We start from the raw sequence: 14598 nt of genomic DNA, 5'->3' as shown, positions 1-14598 counted from the left end.
CTCAATCTTGTTCGTCTTAAACTTATTAAATGAGGCTAAAAATGATGCGAAATATCAAAGTTGAACACCTTCACGAGACTCCCATCGAGAAGCAGGAAATCGAGCTTGTAGAAAGAAAAGGTATAGGTCATCCGGACAGTATCAGTGACGGTCTGGCAGAAGCTGTAAGCCGTGCTCTCTGTAAAGAGTACATCAACAAGTGCGGTGCAGTACTTCACCACAACACTGATGAGACTCAGATCGTTGCAGGAAGGTCCAATCCTCAGTTCGGTGGTGGAGAAGTTACCAAGCCGATATACACTCTTCTTGTGGGAAGGGCAACCAAGACATTCGATGGCATGGAGATCCCTGTTGAGTCAGTTGCTCTTGAAGCCGCACGTGACTATGTCCGAAACACTATTGTTGACATGGATATGGAGCGCGACATGATCATCGACTGTAAGCTTGGAACCGGTTCTTCCGATCTCAGGGATGTTTTCCACAGGGACCATGTGCCTATGGCAAATGACACATCATTTGGTGTAGGTCATGCTCCTTTCTCAGAACTTGAGCAGATCGTTTACAATACCGAGAGGCAGCTTCTTACCGATCTTAAAAAGAAGAAGATCCCTGGCATCGGAGAGGATATCAAGGTAATGGGCCTGAGGGACAAAGACGATATTTCCCTTACCATCTGCTGTGGTATGGTGGGAAAGCACATTGATGATATGGACCACTATATTAATGCAAAGGAAGAGATGACCGAGTACGTCCTTGACCTTGCTACCAAGTATACTGAAAGGAATGTCTTCGCCCACATCAATACTGCGGATGATGTTGAAGGTGGATGCGACTGTGTTTTCCTTACCGTTACAGGAACATCTGCAGAGATGGGTGACGATGGTTCAGTAGGACGTGGTAACCGTTCTAACGGTCTTATCACTCCAAACAGGCCAATGAGCATGGAAGCAACAAGTGGTAAGAATCCGATCAATCACATTGGTAAGATCTACAACATCCTGTCCACACAGATGGCAAGGGATGTCGTAAGTGCAGTGGATGAGGTTAGCGATGTTCATGTGAAGTTGCTCTCCCAGATCGGACAGCCTATTGACCAGCCATTGGTGGCAAATGCCCGTATTATCCCTGAAGAAGGTGCAAACTTCGCTAACATAAGGTCTGAGGCAGAAGTTGTCATTGATGACTGGCTTGAGAACATCACAAAGATCACTGATATGGTCGTCAACGGCGACGTCATGACCTTCTGAGAAGGAATTAATAAGTCTTTTACAAGTGGGCAGTTACCGGGAACAGGCTTTGTAACTGCCATTTCTTTTTGTTTTTTTATTTGTGGTCCTTTTCTTTTACACTTAACACTCTTTTTTACTGGATTACACTGTCATTTATTCTATTATTTGCCTTGTTTTCGCTCAAACGGCGAAAAGAATAAGTATGATTATGGATATGGAGGGGTTGCATCTCACAGTGGTGGGGTGTAATGGATGCTGTATTCAGCGGAAGGCCCGCCTTAACTCAGTGGTAGAGTGCGCGGCTGTAGTATGGTTCATGCGACTTGTCGCACATACCGCGCAGGCACCGCGATGTCCCCGGTTCGAGTCTGGGAGGCGGGACTAAACATCCTAAAAGCGCGAAAGGTTTATATATCTGGCAGCGTATTAGGGTGTGCTCACAACAGCAATCAAACGCAATGTCCGAATAGTGTAGAGGCCTATCATGGAGCCCTGTCGAGGCTCCGACCCGGGTTCGAATCCCGGTTCGGGCGTACAATTTTACCGGCAAATTCTGCCGGTAATAATTTTCTAATTTTTACAAATGTTTATTAACTTTAAGCTAATATTGCAAATTATCAAATCATCTTATCATTATTATCTAAATCGGTCTTTAGGTACTGTTTTTTGTTTTGAACAGAAAACTTAAAATAAGATGGATATTTCTTGGATAACATTAATATATTAGTGAAAAGTACGCGTACTTCCTATTGTATTGTGAAAGTGATCTAATGGCATACAAAATAGTAGAGAAACGTCAGTTGGTGCCGGATGTGCACCTAATGAACATCGAGGCTCCTGATGTGGCTGCAGCTGCAAAGCCCGGTCAGTTCATTATTCTTCGTATTGATGAAGAGGGTGAAAGGATCCCTCTGACAATTGCAGATTATGATGTAGAAGAGGGTTTTGTTACCATTATCTTCCAGGAAATGGGCAAAACAACAAAGCAACTCGCTAAGATGGCTGCAGGGGATGAGCTTCAGGATTTCGTAGGTCCTCTGGGCAAAGCGTCCGAGATCGAGAAGATCGGCACTGTAGTTCTTGTAGGTGGGGGAGTAGGCATTGCTCCTGTTTATCCTCAGGCCAGGGCATATCGTGAAATAGGCAACAAGGTGATCTCCATAATTGGTGCACGCAATGAGAGTTTGCTTATCCTTGAAGATGAGATGAATGCTGTAAGTGACGAACTTCTTGTGGCAACGGACGATGGTTCTAAAGGTCATCACGGTTTTGTCACAGACCTCGTCAAGGAACTCCTTGACGGTGATGAGAAGATAGACAGGATCGTAGCTATTGGTCCTCCTATTATGATGCGTGCAGTTGCAGGTGTCACCGATCCATATGATGTGGAGACGATTGTAAGCCTTAACCCGATCATGGTGGATGGTACCGGTATGTGCGGCGGATGCCGTGTGAATATTGGTGGCGAGACCAAATTCGCATGTGTGGATGGTCCTGAGTTCAATGCAAAGGATGTGGACTTCAATCTTCTCATGAGCCGCTTATCATTGTATCGTAAAGAGGAAATGGATTCCCTTGAGAGTTACAAAAAAGGCTGTGGGGATGATTGCAAATGTCAATAACACAGGAAATGCCTGAACAACCTGCTGATGCACGTATCCATAATTTTGATGAGGTTGCATTAGGTTACTCCGAAGAGCAGGCTATCCTTGAAGCAGAACGTTGCCTCGAATGCAAAAAGCCAAAGTGTGTGGAAGGCTGCCCTGTGAACATCGACATTCCCGGCTTTGTCTCGAAAATGAAAGAAGGCAATTTCGAGGAAGCTATCGGTGTCATCAAGAGAACGAACACCCTTCCTGCAGTTTGCGGCCGTGTCTGCCCGCAGGAAGAACAGTGTGAGAAGCTTTGCATCCTCGGTAAGAAGAGCGAACCTATCTCTATTGGACGTCTTGAAAGGTTCTGTGCAGACCGTGAGCGCGAGTCCGGTGTAAAGGATCCGGTTGTTGCTGAGCCAACCGGCAAGAGAGTGGCTATTGTAGGTACCGGTCCTGCCGGGCTTACTGCAGCATCAGATCTTGCAAAGGCAGGTCATTCTGTGACCATGTTCGAAGCTTTGCATGAGGCTGGTGGCGTATTGATCTATGGTATCCCTGAATTCAGGCTTCCAAAGGCAATCGTAAAGGAAGAGGTCGAATATATCATGAAGCTGGGCGCAGAGCTTAAGGTCGACTATGTGATCGGTCGCATAAAGACCCTTGACCAGCTCGAGGATGAGTTTGATGCAGTTTTCCTTGGAACCGGTGCAGGTCTTCCAAAGTTCATGGGTATAGAGGGAGAGAACCTGAATGGTGTTTACTCTGCAAATGAGTTCCTGACACGTGTGAACCTGATGAAAGCATACCGTTTCCCTGAATCTGATACTCCTATCAAGCGCGGTAACCATGTCATCGTAGTAGGTGGCGGTAATGTTGCAATGGATGCAGCACGTAGTGCTTTAAGACTTGGTGCTGATGATGTAAGCATTGTTTACAGACGCAGTGATGAAGAACTTCCTGCAAGGCGCGAGGAGATCGAGCACGCTAAGGAGGAGGGTATCGTCTTCCGTCTTCTGAATAACCCTGTTCGCATTCTTGAGGGTGAGAACATGTCCGTCAATGGTGTGGAATGCATCAAGATGGAGCTTGGCGAGCCGGATGAATCTGGCCGTAGGCGACCTGTGACGGTGGAAGGTTCCGAACATGTTATCGATGCTGATATTGTCATCATTGCGATAGGCACTTCACCTAATCCGATAATCTTCGACGGTTCAAAAGGCCTTGAGGTCACTCCATGGGGTACCATTGTTGTGAACGAGGCTGGTATGACATCCCTTGAAGGGGTCTGCGCAGGTGGTGATGCTGTGACCGGTGCTGCTACAGTTATCAGTGCGATGGGTGCAGGAAAACTGGCTGCAGAGACCATCAACGAACACCTTTCAAAATAAGTCTGAGGAATACTTGAAGCAGGTCATGATGATCTGCATTTCTTTTCTTTTCATTTTTCTATCACAATGAACTGCAAGTCTCGATTGGATGCAGGTATTACTGATGTGTTATGGAAGTATTTATGAACACCAAACCCTATTTTTATGTCAATGCACTTAAAAAAGGCCGACTCACAGATGCATAAATCTCCTTCTAAAAAAGGCAATAATAGAAACAAAGTTTCTCCTGAAAAGAAAAAAGGTTTCAGGAAGCCTGTTGGACAGGAGAATCCTCGTATCTTCTGGTGCAAGGAATGCAATGTACCTCTTCTTGATCCGGGATGTGGTTCCTGTGATGGCGAGATCCTCGAAGTGAAACTTTCAGGCACTGGTGACATACGTTTCTGTTCGCCTTATGAACGTGAGGTACTTGGAGGTCTGCTGTTGTCCGAATATGGTTGCGATCCTATCGGACTTCATATGGTTCTTTTGAACAAGATCCCTGGTGAAGATAAGACTGATGAGGTCATTGTTGACGGGCTGAAGGTAGGTGTGTTGTTCTATGACATGTCTCTAATGGGGCATCGGTTCGAGCCATCTGCAACGGGTGCACAGTTATTGCACTCTATGACCGACAGCAGGACTGTTGTCCTGAAGAAGACAAGGTCCCATCTCAATGGCAAGAAGGTGCAGGCAGAGATGTTGGATCACTTTAGTAATAACATCAAAAAAGGAGATCATGTGATCGTGGTGTCCGGTAATCTCGTTGGTTCTGGTATTGCTTTGTGCAATAGTGAGGACATGGGTCAGGCAGAAGGTCCGGTTATCCGGGTAAGGAAGATCCTTGGCAATAGTCTGATGCTGAACCCAAAGATATCCATGATGGATGATGCCATCAAGGCCAATCTGCCTCACCTGAGGCAATTAGGGAAGAATGCAATGAACACCATCAAGGGCATTGCAAACCAGAAAGAATGCCGGAAGCTGCCTGTACATGTGTCTTTCAGCGGAGGAAAGGACAGTCTTGTGGTACTGGACCTAACATTAAGTGCTCTTAAGAATCGGGATGTGAACGCTTTCTTCCTGAACACGGGGATAGAGTTTCCGGAGACTGTGGATTTTGTGCACGACCACTGTGAAAAACGGGGCATTGAACTTATCGAAGAAAAAGCAGAGAACGCTTTCTGGGATAACCTTGAAAGCTTCGGTCCGCCTGCAAAGGATTTCCGCTGGTGCTGCAAGGTCTGTAAACTTGCTCCTGCCGGAAGGATAATCGATCGTTGCACTGAAGGTGGTGGTGTGTGCCTGACCATTGATGGAAAGCGCAAGCATGAGTCATTCTCCAGGGCAAATATTGCTGCCAGTGAAAAGAATCCCTTTGTTCCTGACCAGCTGAACATCTTCCCGATAAGGGACTGGCGTGCTATTGAGGTATGGCTCTACATACACTGGCGCGGGCTGGAGTACAATCCTCTCTACGATACCGGCTTTGAGCGGGTGGGCTGCTACCTGTGCCCTGCGGAATTATCTGCGGAGTATGAAAGGTTGCGTGATATCCACCCATCGTTATATGGCAGGTGGAATGAATATCTCCTGAAGTGGTCACGTTCCAGAGGTCTTTCGGATGATTATGTGAAGCATGGGCTGTGGCGCTGGAAAGAGTTACCTCCTAAGATGGTAAATCTTGCTAAGGAACTCGGGATCGGGACTGAACAGGTCCGGGTGGATGAAGATTTTGCTATCACTCTCACTTCAGGTTTTTCTCCTTGCAGGGAAGGTGGGTTCACCGTTGAAGCAGTTGTCAGTGGAGTGCTTTTAAGCGAAGCTGCTGCAGTTTTGAATATAATTGGAACCACAGTTCTTTCGGAAGATCTTGGCATGTTGCTTGTCAGAACAGGCACGGATTCGATAAAATTCTTTTCTTCCGGAAGTCTCAAGGTTACTGCAAGAACTGAGGATGATGCCCGGGAATATCTCAAAAGGACCGCAGAACAACTGATGCGTATAAACAAGTGCACCGAATGTGGCATATGCCTGAAGGTCTGTCCTGTTAATGCTATTGCTCTTGGATCCGAAAAGGGGAAGTTGTTCATAAGTGATGAATGCATACGGTGTGGCAGGTGCACAGATGCCTGTGTTGTCCTGAAATATTCGGACAGGCTTCTCTCCGACATCCTGAAACTGGATGGAAGGTCCGCAAGAAGAACGTCCTTTGAGTGAAGTATTAATAGTGTGTTATAGTTATATTATATGCTAAATAATATTATTATTCGTTAAAATTACTGCACGTGTTTTTGATGGTAGCAAACATATCGAATGAACTGTCCCGGCATATCGGTTCCAGGTGGAAGGTCCTTGTAATCATAGCTTTAGTTATACTTTTTTGCACTTTTGTTTATATCTTGCTGCCGCTTGCTGATGGCATAATGCTTGGACTCGTATTTGCATATATAGCACGTCCTATCTATATGCCATTGAAGAAGAAACGGCATCTTGGTGCTTTTGTGGCTACAATGTTCATTGTGGCACCTATTATTCTGATACTTGGTATGGGTATTCTCGAGATCGCTAACCAGATAATCTGGATAACCGAGAATCAAAGTGTTGTACTGGGATCTCTGTTCGATTTTATACGCAATCTCAATATACCTCAGGCATACTATGAACAGATACAGCAAACGATATGGGATTCCTCTCTATCTGTCCTGCCTCTTCTTGGCAATCTTGTATTTGTCTCCTACGCACGTGGGATCGCGATGTTCATGATCAATCTTATGATCGCTATTTTTATGTGCTTTTTCCTTCTTGCAGATGGTGATGCGCTTTACCGTTCAATGCTCAGGATCGTTCCGGATGGGGATCAGAATGTTGTCAAAAGATATGTACATCACATGGATGTGATCCTTAGTGGTGTGTTCATTGGAAATGCGTATGCTGCACTTTCAGTAAGTACGCTTTCTGTTATCGTATTCTATGCATTTGGTCTGTCACATGTGCTTGCGCTGGCAACCCTTATCTTCGTTGCATCTGCGATACCCATGTTTGCAGGCTACATGGTGCTGGTCGTTCTTTCGATTGTACGCTATTTCAGTCTTGGTCTTGAGAGCGCTCTGATATTCTTTGTTATATGTTCGATCGTCATCTACGTGCCACCTGAGTTGTTCCTGCGTCCATATCTTGCAGGTATAAAATCTCACATTCACCCGTTCCTTATCATGCTGACATTCCTGGGTGGTGCATTTGTAGGTGGAATTGCCGGTTTCTTTGCAGCCCCGATACTTCTGGGTTCATTAGTGGCAGCCTACCGCGTCTATTTGGAGTGCCTTGATAAGGCTAAAGCTGAACAGGTAGACGTGGCAAAGGTTGAAGAAGAACAGGCACAATGAAAAGTAAATCTCTTTTTAATCTGTGTTCCATTTTTGTTTCCAGAGCACTTACTTGAAAAAGGTTAATAAGGATTGGTTTAATTAAAGCACAGGATTATTCAACCGGTGAGATCATGCAGTTATTACTTATCCATTCAGATTACATTGAATATGAGGTAAAAAAGAGCACTCCTGTGGCCGAAAAGATCGAGGAGTCCTTCAAGCAGGGCCGTCTTGAGGAAGCACTTACGGCATTCATGGCCGTTGAGAGCTTCGATGAGGCTGATCAGCAGCAGGTAGTTGAACGTGCTGTTGCTGAAATAGAGAAGGTTGCAGGTCAGGTAAAAGCTGAAAATGTGATGCTTTATCCTTATGCACACTTGAGTTCCGATCTTTCATCTCCGAAGGTAGCGGTCTCTGTGCTCAAGAGCATCGAAAAAGAACTTTCTGGCAAGTACAATGTCATGAGAGCTCCATTTGGCTGGTATAAAGCATTCAGTATCAGCTGTAAAGGTCATCCGCTCTCTGAACTTTCCCGTACTATCAGGCCGGAAGGGTCTGCAACCTGCGGTGAAGCGGTTGTAGTTGAGGAAAAGAAGGACGAGGTAGTTTCTGAAGCACTGAAAGCAGAAAGCACCGCAAAGTCCTACTGGCGCATCCTGACTCCTGATGGAGAGCTTCATGAAGCAGAAGGCTTTGATTTTACCGGCTACGACAATCTCAAGAAGTTCGTGGATTATGAGATCACTAAGAACAGGAATATTGACAAAGCACCACCTCATGTAGAGCTGATGCGCAGGCTTGAGATCGCAGATTATGAGCCTGGTTCTGATTCCGGTAATATGCGCTATTATCCTAAGGGAAGGTTGATGAAGTCACTTATCGAGAATTTCGTTCTTGATGAGTCTGCAAAGATCGGTGCAATGGAGGTGGAAACCCCATTGATGTACGACATGAACCATCCTACTTTGAAGAAGTATCTTGACAGGTTCCCTGCACGTCAGTATTCCATTGAGTCTGACAAACGTCACATGTTCCTTAGGTTTGCTGCCTGTTTCGGGCAGTTCCTGATGAATCATGACATGACCATTTCCTACAGGCATCTTCCTCTTAAGATGATGGAGCTTACCAGATACAGTTTCAGGAAGGAACAGCGTGGTGAGCTTGTGGGGCTTCGAAGGCTGCGTGCTTTCACAATGCCGGATATGCACACATTGTGTCCGGACATGGAAGGTGCCGTGTCTCAGTTCGGTGAGCAGTACAGCATGTGTATTGATACATTGAACAGGATCGGTATTGATGTAAGTGACTTTGAAGTTGCTATTCGCTTTACACGTGATTTCTACGAAGGTAATCGGGACTTTATTACAGAGCTTGCAAGAAAGGTTGACAAACCTGTACTTGTGGAAATGTGGGATACAAGGTTCTTCTATTTCGTCCTTAAGTTCGAGTTCAATTTCGTGGATGCCATAGAAAAGGCAAGTGCATTATCTACCGTTCAGATCGATGTGGAAAATGCAGAGCGCTATGACATCAATTATATTGATTCCAATGGTGAGACACAACATCCTGTTGTTCTTCACTGTTCTCCAAGCGGAGCAATTGAGAGATGTATATATGCCCTCCTGGAAAAGGCAGCAATGGATGCAGAAGCTGGTAAAGTTCCAAATCTGCCATTATGGGTGTCCCCTACACAGGTCCGTGTCATTCCTATTGCGGAAAGGCATATGGAATTTGCCAATCAGGTTGCTGACGTTCTTCAATGCCGTGTGGATATTGATGACCGTGAAGAAACCGTGGGTAAGAAGATACGCGATGCCGGTCGTGAATGGGTTCCATACGTGGCAGTTATAGGCGATTCTGAAGTGGAAAGTGGAAAGGTCAATGTGACCATACGTGCTGAGTCCGAACCAAAGAAGCCAATGAAGGTCGAAATGACTGCTGATGAGCTTAATGGACGGGTTCTGTCCGAGATAGGTGATATGCCATACCGCAGTTTACCTCTTGCAAAGTTGCTTTCAATGAGGCCAAAGTTCCTCTAAGAACGTACTGGAAAGTGTATTCATGTCAGAAAATAATGATAATGCCTGTGCGGAGGTGTATGTCTCCGGCAGGGTTCAGGGTGTGTACTTCAGGGGCTTTACCCAGAAGGTGGCGACCAGATTAGGTCTGGTCGGATATGCCCGGAATTTACCTGATGGAAGGGTAAAGGTCATTGCACAGGGTAAAAGATCCCTTATATCGGAGCTATTGGATAATCTGCGCATCGGGCCTGAACATTCCAGCGTTGAAAGCATCGATGTTAGCTGGGTCAATACTTCTGACGAATTCACTGAATTCTCTATTAAAAGATAAACTGCTTCTTGATAGTCCTAAACAGTTGGAACTGTCCGGACTGTCTTCTTTCTTAATTTATGCCAGGCAACTAATACCTTTCAGTGTATGGCCTCTTCAAAAATTTCGTATTCGGTCTCAGCGAGCTTTTTTTCAATTTCTTCAATATCAAGGATCTCTTTTAGCTCTGCCAGACAATCCAGGCAAACGTGAGTATGTCCGACAATTCGGCCTTCGGCAAGCTCTTTTCCATATTCGCCTTCGACCCCTGCTTCTGTACAAGCTTTTCCACAAAAGATGCAACCCATATATACCACTCCTTGATGGATTGGTCGATTACTCCATCTGTATAAAGTTTAATTGACATTTATATATAACATTATCGATGTGAGTGGAATTAGGAGTTCTTATTTTATGGGATGATTATTAAGGTTTGAATTCCAATATTCTATATTAATGTCAGATCATGAACAGACTGCAAATGTGCCAGCGGGCAGGCCCCATTTGAAAGCTCCTTTTTTTGTATATCAACGAAAGCTTGAACTGATCGAGAAACTTCTTGAAGAAATGCTGGAATGTTCGAATAATGGTTATCTTATTGTTGTTGAAGGGAAGAGGGATGTTATTTCTTTAAGAAAACTGGGTTTCCATGGGGACATTGAACTTGCAACCCACCGGCCTCTTACGGAGGTTTCTGCCAGGATCGTTGATACTGGTAAAAGAGTTATGATCCTGACCGACTGGGATCGGCGTGGTGACTTGCTGGCATCAAAGATCTCGGAAGATCTCAGGTATTTTGGCATTGATGTAGATATGCATATGCGTGACCGTTTGAGTTCAATGGTAAAAAAAGAGATTAAAGATGTGGAAAGCCTGTATTCCTATGTTGCAAAATTGAGGTCGATCGCAGGCAATTCACATCAGGCTGTATAAGCAGTTTGATCAGATATGCTGCGGGCAGAGTCAATGGAGGTTGTTCTCCCACATTTCTGGCAATAATACATGGCGTTATCGCCAATCCTCATGATCTTCAGATCAATGTCACACAAGTGACATTTCAAAGTGATTTCCAAGATCTCGCCTCACTCAAGAATCGTAATGGAATCAAGTCTTGCAGTTCCTGCTTCTGTCCAGTATTTACAGACATTGCAAACCTGTATGTTTTCCCCTTTCAATTCCAATCTTGAGCTACATTTTGGACATTTGTGTAATGTTTTCATGCTACGTTTCCCCTAACTTCAAGTAATATTTCATATGGTTGCGTATGATCTACAAAGATCTCTCTATGGGTGCGTTGAGTTTCCCACTCCCCAAACACGCTCATGTCCCTGCTGATGCCGAAATTTGCATCGTGCCCCCTATATTGGTGGTGGGACGGTAAACCTATATTATCATCTCATCAGTATTTATAATTTTCGCCATCTTTATTTTTTTGGTCAGTTTTGCCTTTACCAAATAGCTTAAAAAACATGTATGAATAAGTATGCCTCATGTACGACGTGGTTATTGTAAGATATGGCGAATTGGCTCTTAAGAGTCCGGGTGTCAGGAATCTGTATGAACGAGTCCTGGTTCGTAACCTTGAAGCCATGCTTAAGCAGGAGAATGTATCGTTCTCCAGGGTTTACAGGGAATGGGGCCGTATTTTTATCGAATCAGCTGATACTGGTGCTGCAAAGGCAGCAGCAGATGTTTTTGGAGTCGTGTCCGCATCTTCTGCTATAAAGGTCGAAGCTGACATTGATGCCGCTGCAAAGGTGTGTGCTGACATTGGTGCTGATCTGATAAAAGATGGCGAATCCTTTGGTATCCGTGCACGCCGCTCAGGTAAAACTGGTCTTTCATCCACTGACATTGGACGCCTTTGCGGGGATGCAGTGTGGGGTCGCCTGGAATCTCTTGGCAGGACTCCGAAAGTGAATCTTTCTGATCCGGATCGTGAGATCTTCGTTGAAATGAGGCAGAACAAGGCATATGTATTCACCGACATCGTGAAGGGCGTGGGTGGCTTGCCTCTCGGAACTCAGGGTAAGATGATCGTTCTAATGTCTGGTGGTATCGATTCTCCAGTCGCAGCCTGGCTTATGATGAGGCGTGGTGTAAAAATAATACCGGTTTATGCCAACAATAAACCATTTGCTGAAGACAGTGCACTCGAAAGGGCAATAAAATGTGTGGAAGTATTACAGAGGTGGTCTCCTGCAGATAACATCAAGATGTATGATGTTCCGCATGGGAAGAATCTTGACACATTCATTAAGAACTGCAATGAGAAGAACACATGTCTTCTGTGCAAGCGCACTATGTATCGCATGGCATATGAAATTATGAAAAAAGAAGGCGCTGATGGCATTGTTACTGGCTCTTCCATCGGACAGGTTGCATCACAGACAGCTGCTAACATGCATGCTGAGATATATGGGCTTGGAATACCTCTTTATCATCCTTTGATCGGATTGGATAAGACTGAGATCATTGATCTTGCAAGGCGTATTGGTACCTATGATATCTCCATTATGCCCACCTCCGGATGTGGTGCAGTTCCTGCACGACCGGAGATCAATGCTGCATTCGATCTGATCGTCAGAGAAGAAGAAAAACTGGATATTGAAGAAATGGTGAATGATGCGATTGCTAATGCAAGATCATTCTTTGTAAATGATGGGTGATAGGGTTTTACTTCTCACTCATGCCCTTTTGTATGATGGTTATATGAGTGCAGAATATCCTTTACTTTCACATGTGTATGCTCGTAGATATGCGAATGCACATGTTCGTTCTCTTTTTCAAGTTCTGGTAAGCTCCTCTGCAGCTTAATCAAGTGAGAGTGGAAGTTTAGCTTTTTTGCCGGAGCCTTCAGAACCTGCAATTTTGGAAATAATCTCTTTATGTTGCTCTCTTTGGGAAGCTCTACTTTTATTCTACAACACCACGTTTTGTTTCGAGGTGTCATATTCCTTCCTCATCGGTCACATCTGTGCTATAAAACTCTTCCAAAGTTCTTTATGGCACAAATATAGATGCCTGCATTTGGTATTGTGCCTCTGCCTATGTGCCATTATCTTATTCATATTTATGTGGCTTACAAAATTATTGGGGTTCAGGTAAAGATGAATGTTATCCGTGTGAACATATCATACAAATTATCAAATTTCTTAACATATACTAATATTTATATACAATGTCTATATCTTAGGCATCATCTTAAATTTTTAATATGTGTTTATATGGTGATATCATGGAAAATGATAAATTTATTGTTAAGTATATGTTGCTTGTTACTATTGTAATGCTAATACTTTCAAGCATAGGGGCTGCATCTCCAGCTACTGTGGAAGTTTTTGAGGATTGGAATGTGACCTTTGATGGTGGTTTTAGTGATCATGCATGGTCTGTCCAGCAGACCTCCGACGGCGGCTATATTATAGCCGGTGGGACTGATTACGATGTTGATTCTGACTTCTGGCTTATCAAGACAAATTCCACCGGTGCCGAGGACTGGAATATGACCTTTGACAGTGGTTCCGATGATTATGCATATTCTGTCCAGCAGACTTCCGACGGTGACTATATTGTAGCCGGTGATACCTATGGGTTTAATTATGATTTCTGGCTTGTAAAAGTAAAAGAAAACCATGCTCCTGTACTATCCATCGGTGACAAAAATATTTACGAAGGTAGCTTGTTGCCTTTCCCGATTTCCCTATATCCCCAACTTTCTATGCGGGGTAATAGGTATCTTGGAAAACAGATACTCAGAAATTTAAAAAGTAATGTTGGCCAAATTTAATTTTAATATTGTCTTATAATTTTATATCAAATCAAAACATATTAATACAATTAAAATACTTCTAAAGTCATGATTTCATCTCAAATTGAACAAAATATATCTAAGTTTGCTAATGTTTTTTACGTGGGAGGACGTAGAAAAGTAGAAGTTGCCTTGAAGACTTATTTTTCGGATGCTGACATGGAACAACTTCCAAACAAACCTGAAAAAATAAAATACCTCTTGTTAAATAATATATCTAATGTAAAGGAATTACAATATATTGTTGAAACGATTTTAGAAATAAATTATAATAATACATGGGAGCCGAAGATAGATTTCTTAAATGAAACACTTAAACCATTAAATTTAATGATTAATGAAGATAATCACAATGTAGAGATCTTAGAAAGGCAACCCGTTGAAGCAATGATTAATGATCTTCAAATGGACGCAATTAATGATGCAACTATCAAAAAATTAATTCCAACTGATGTTTTAGAAAATGGAAAGAAGATGACAGAAGCTTATTTGTTGATTTATTGCTTTGAAAACACTCTTAGAACATTCATTGATAATGTATCAAAAGATAAATATGGAGATGATTATTGGAATCATCTCGATATACCAAGACCAGTAAGAAATAGAGTGAAAACCAGAATTGCAAATGGAGAAAAGACACCGTTTCATTCTGTAAGAGGCGATAAAGACCTATTCTATGTTGACATAAACGATCTTTATAAAATTATTGAACGGAATTGGACTGATTTGTTTGATGCTTATTTTACTAAACTAAGCCATATAGAAACATGGATAGAACATAGTGCAGTTTCAAGAAACCATGTTGCACATAATAGTTGGATTTCGTCAGATGATTATGATAGAGTATTAGTCATTTACAAAGATTTACTAAAGCAACTTGCAAAACATTTTTAATGT

13 protein-coding genes and 2 tRNA genes are annotated in these 14598 nt (G+C 43.4%); 13 read left to right on the top strand and 2 right to left on the bottom strand.

Going from position 1 to position 14598, the window contains the following annotated elements; all coding sequences use genetic code 11:
- Positions 1 to 41: 41 nt before the first annotated feature.
- From E7X57_RS00460 to E7X57_RS00420, 9 genes are all read left to right on the top strand, one after another.
- Entirely contained in the window at positions 42 to 1247 is a 1206-nt protein-coding gene (locus E7X57_RS00460) for a methionine adenosyltransferase (RefSeq protein ID WP_135609441.1), read from the top strand.
- 254 nt (positions 1248 to 1501) lie between these two features.
- Positions 1502 to 1610, top strand: a tRNA-Tyr gene (locus E7X57_RS00455).
- Between the two features lie 79 nt (positions 1611 to 1689).
- Positions 1690 to 1762 (top strand) — tRNA-Asp (locus E7X57_RS00450).
- Positions 1763 to 1999: 237 nt separating this feature from the next.
- The gene (locus E7X57_RS00445) at positions 2000 to 2851 is read left to right on the top strand and encodes a sulfide/dihydroorotate dehydrogenase-like FAD/NAD-binding protein (RefSeq protein WP_135609439.1); all 852 of its coding nucleotides are present in this window, start codon (positions 2000 to 2002) and stop codon (positions 2849 to 2851) included.
- Positions 2842 to 4212 carry an NADPH-dependent glutamate synthase gene (gltA, locus tag E7X57_RS00440; protein WP_135609437.1) on the top strand — a complete coding sequence of 457 codons (1371 nt, stop codon included), beginning with the start codon at positions 2842 to 2844 and terminating at the stop codon, positions 4210 to 4212. Before E7X57_RS00445 ends, gltA begins: the two co-directional genes overlap by 10 nt.
- A 150-nt stretch (positions 4213 to 4362) precedes the next feature.
- Positions 4363 to 6411: a phosphoadenosine phosphosulfate reductase family protein gene (locus tag E7X57_RS00435; protein WP_135609435.1), complete on the top strand. Its 2049-nt coding sequence runs from the start codon at positions 4363 to 4365 to the stop codon at positions 6409 to 6411.
- Between the two features lie 77 nt (positions 6412 to 6488).
- Entirely contained in the window at positions 6489 to 7577 is a 1089-nt protein-coding gene (locus E7X57_RS00430; RefSeq protein ID WP_135609432.1) for an AI-2E family transporter, read from the top strand.
- Between the two features lie 113 nt (positions 7578 to 7690).
- A complete protein-coding gene (locus E7X57_RS00425; protein WP_135609430.1) occupies positions 7691 to 9598 on the top strand; it encodes a threonine--tRNA ligase in 1908 nt (635 codons plus the stop codon).
- A 22-nt stretch (positions 9599 to 9620) separates the two neighbouring features.
- Positions 9621 to 9911 (top strand): acylphosphatase, encoded by a 291-nt coding sequence (locus E7X57_RS00420; RefSeq protein WP_135609428.1) that lies wholly within the window; start codon positions 9621 to 9623, stop codon positions 9909 to 9911.
- A gap of 80 nt (positions 9912 to 9991) precedes the next feature.
- Here E7X57_RS00420 and E7X57_RS00415 read toward each other — a convergent pair whose 3' ends face one another.
- Positions 9992 to 10198, bottom strand: coding sequence for a hypothetical protein (locus tag E7X57_RS00415; protein WP_135609427.1), 207 nt, complete (start codon positions 10196 to 10198; stop codon positions 9992 to 9994).
- A 148-nt stretch (positions 10199 to 10346) separates the two neighbouring features.
- Here E7X57_RS00415 and E7X57_RS00410 point away from each other — a divergent pair, with 148 nt between their 5' ends.
- The gene (locus tag E7X57_RS00410) at positions 10347 to 10823 is read left to right on the top strand and encodes a toprim domain-containing protein (protein WP_135609425.1); all 477 of its coding nucleotides are present in this window, start codon (positions 10347 to 10349) and stop codon (positions 10821 to 10823) included.
- A 149-nt stretch (positions 10824 to 10972) separates the two neighbouring features.
- Here E7X57_RS00410 and E7X57_RS12315 read toward each other — a convergent pair whose 3' ends face one another.
- Entirely contained in the window at positions 10973 to 11110 is a 138-nt protein-coding gene (locus tag E7X57_RS12315) for a hypothetical protein (protein ID WP_167879472.1), read from the bottom strand.
- A 270-nt stretch (positions 11111 to 11380) separates the two neighbouring features.
- On the opposite strand from E7X57_RS12315, the gene thiI reads away from it, so the two are divergent.
- From thiI to E7X57_RS00390, 3 genes are all read left to right on the top strand, one after another.
- Complete coding sequence (gene thiI / locus E7X57_RS00405; RefSeq protein WP_135609423.1) at positions 11381 to 12559, top strand: tRNA uracil 4-sulfurtransferase ThiI; 1179 nt, start codon at positions 11381 to 11383, stop codon at positions 12557 to 12559.
- Between the two features lie 569 nt (positions 12560 to 13128).
- Entirely contained in the window at positions 13129 to 13680 is a 552-nt protein-coding gene (locus E7X57_RS00395) for a hypothetical protein (protein ID WP_135609419.1), read from the top strand.
- Between the two features lie 123 nt (positions 13681 to 13803).
- Positions 13804 to 14595 (top strand): Swt1 family HEPN domain-containing protein, encoded by a 792-nt coding sequence (locus tag E7X57_RS00390; protein WP_135609417.1) that lies wholly within the window; start codon positions 13804 to 13806, stop codon positions 14593 to 14595.
- Positions 14596 to 14598: the final 3 nt, after the last annotated feature.

The sequence above is a fragment of the Methanococcoides sp. AM1 genome (assembly GCF_900774055.1).
In the GTDB taxonomy this organism is placed as follows: Archaea; Halobacteriota; Methanosarcinia; order Methanosarcinales; family Methanosarcinaceae; genus Methanococcoides.
This window is presented reverse-complemented; position numbering and strand designations above follow the sequence as displayed.

Bases quoted from the DNA above. Each gene is read 5' to 3' on its own strand.
- E7X57_RS00460 (WP_135609441.1), top strand. From the start codon at position 42: ATGATGCGAAATATCAAAGTTGAACACCTTCACGAGACTCCCATCGAG.
- E7X57_RS00445 (WP_135609439.1), top strand. From the start codon at position 2,000: ATGGCATACAAAATAGTAGAGAAACGTCAGTTGGTGCCGGATGTGCAC.
- gltA (WP_135609437.1), top strand. From the start codon at position 2,842: ATGTCAATAACACAGGAAATGCCTGAACAACCTGCTGATGCACGTATC.
- E7X57_RS00435 (WP_135609435.1), top strand. From the start codon at position 4,363: ATGCACTTAAAAAAGGCCGACTCACAGATGCATAAATCTCCTTCTAAA.
- E7X57_RS00430 (WP_135609432.1), top strand. From the start codon at position 6,489: ATGGTAGCAAACATATCGAATGAACTGTCCCGGCATATCGGTTCCAGG.
- E7X57_RS00425 (WP_135609430.1), top strand. From the start codon at position 7,691: ATGCAGTTATTACTTATCCATTCAGATTACATTGAATATGAGGTAAAA.
- E7X57_RS00420 (WP_135609428.1), top strand. From the start codon at position 9,621: ATGTCAGAAAATAATGATAATGCCTGTGCGGAGGTGTATGTCTCCGGC.
- E7X57_RS00415 (WP_135609427.1), bottom strand. From the start codon at position 10,198: ATGGGTTGCATCTTTTGTGGAAAAGCTTGTACAGAAGCAGGGGTCGAA.
- E7X57_RS00410 (WP_135609425.1), top strand. From the start codon at position 10,347: ATGTCAGATCATGAACAGACTGCAAATGTGCCAGCGGGCAGGCCCCAT.
- E7X57_RS12315 (WP_167879472.1), bottom strand. From the start codon at position 11,110: ATGAAAACATTACACAAATGTCCAAAATGTAGCTCAAGATTGGAATTG.
- thiI (WP_135609423.1), top strand. From the start codon at position 11,381: ATGTACGACGTGGTTATTGTAAGATATGGCGAATTGGCTCTTAAGAGT.
- E7X57_RS00395 (WP_135609419.1), top strand. From the start codon at position 13,129: ATGGAAAATGATAAATTTATTGTTAAGTATATGTTGCTTGTTACTATT.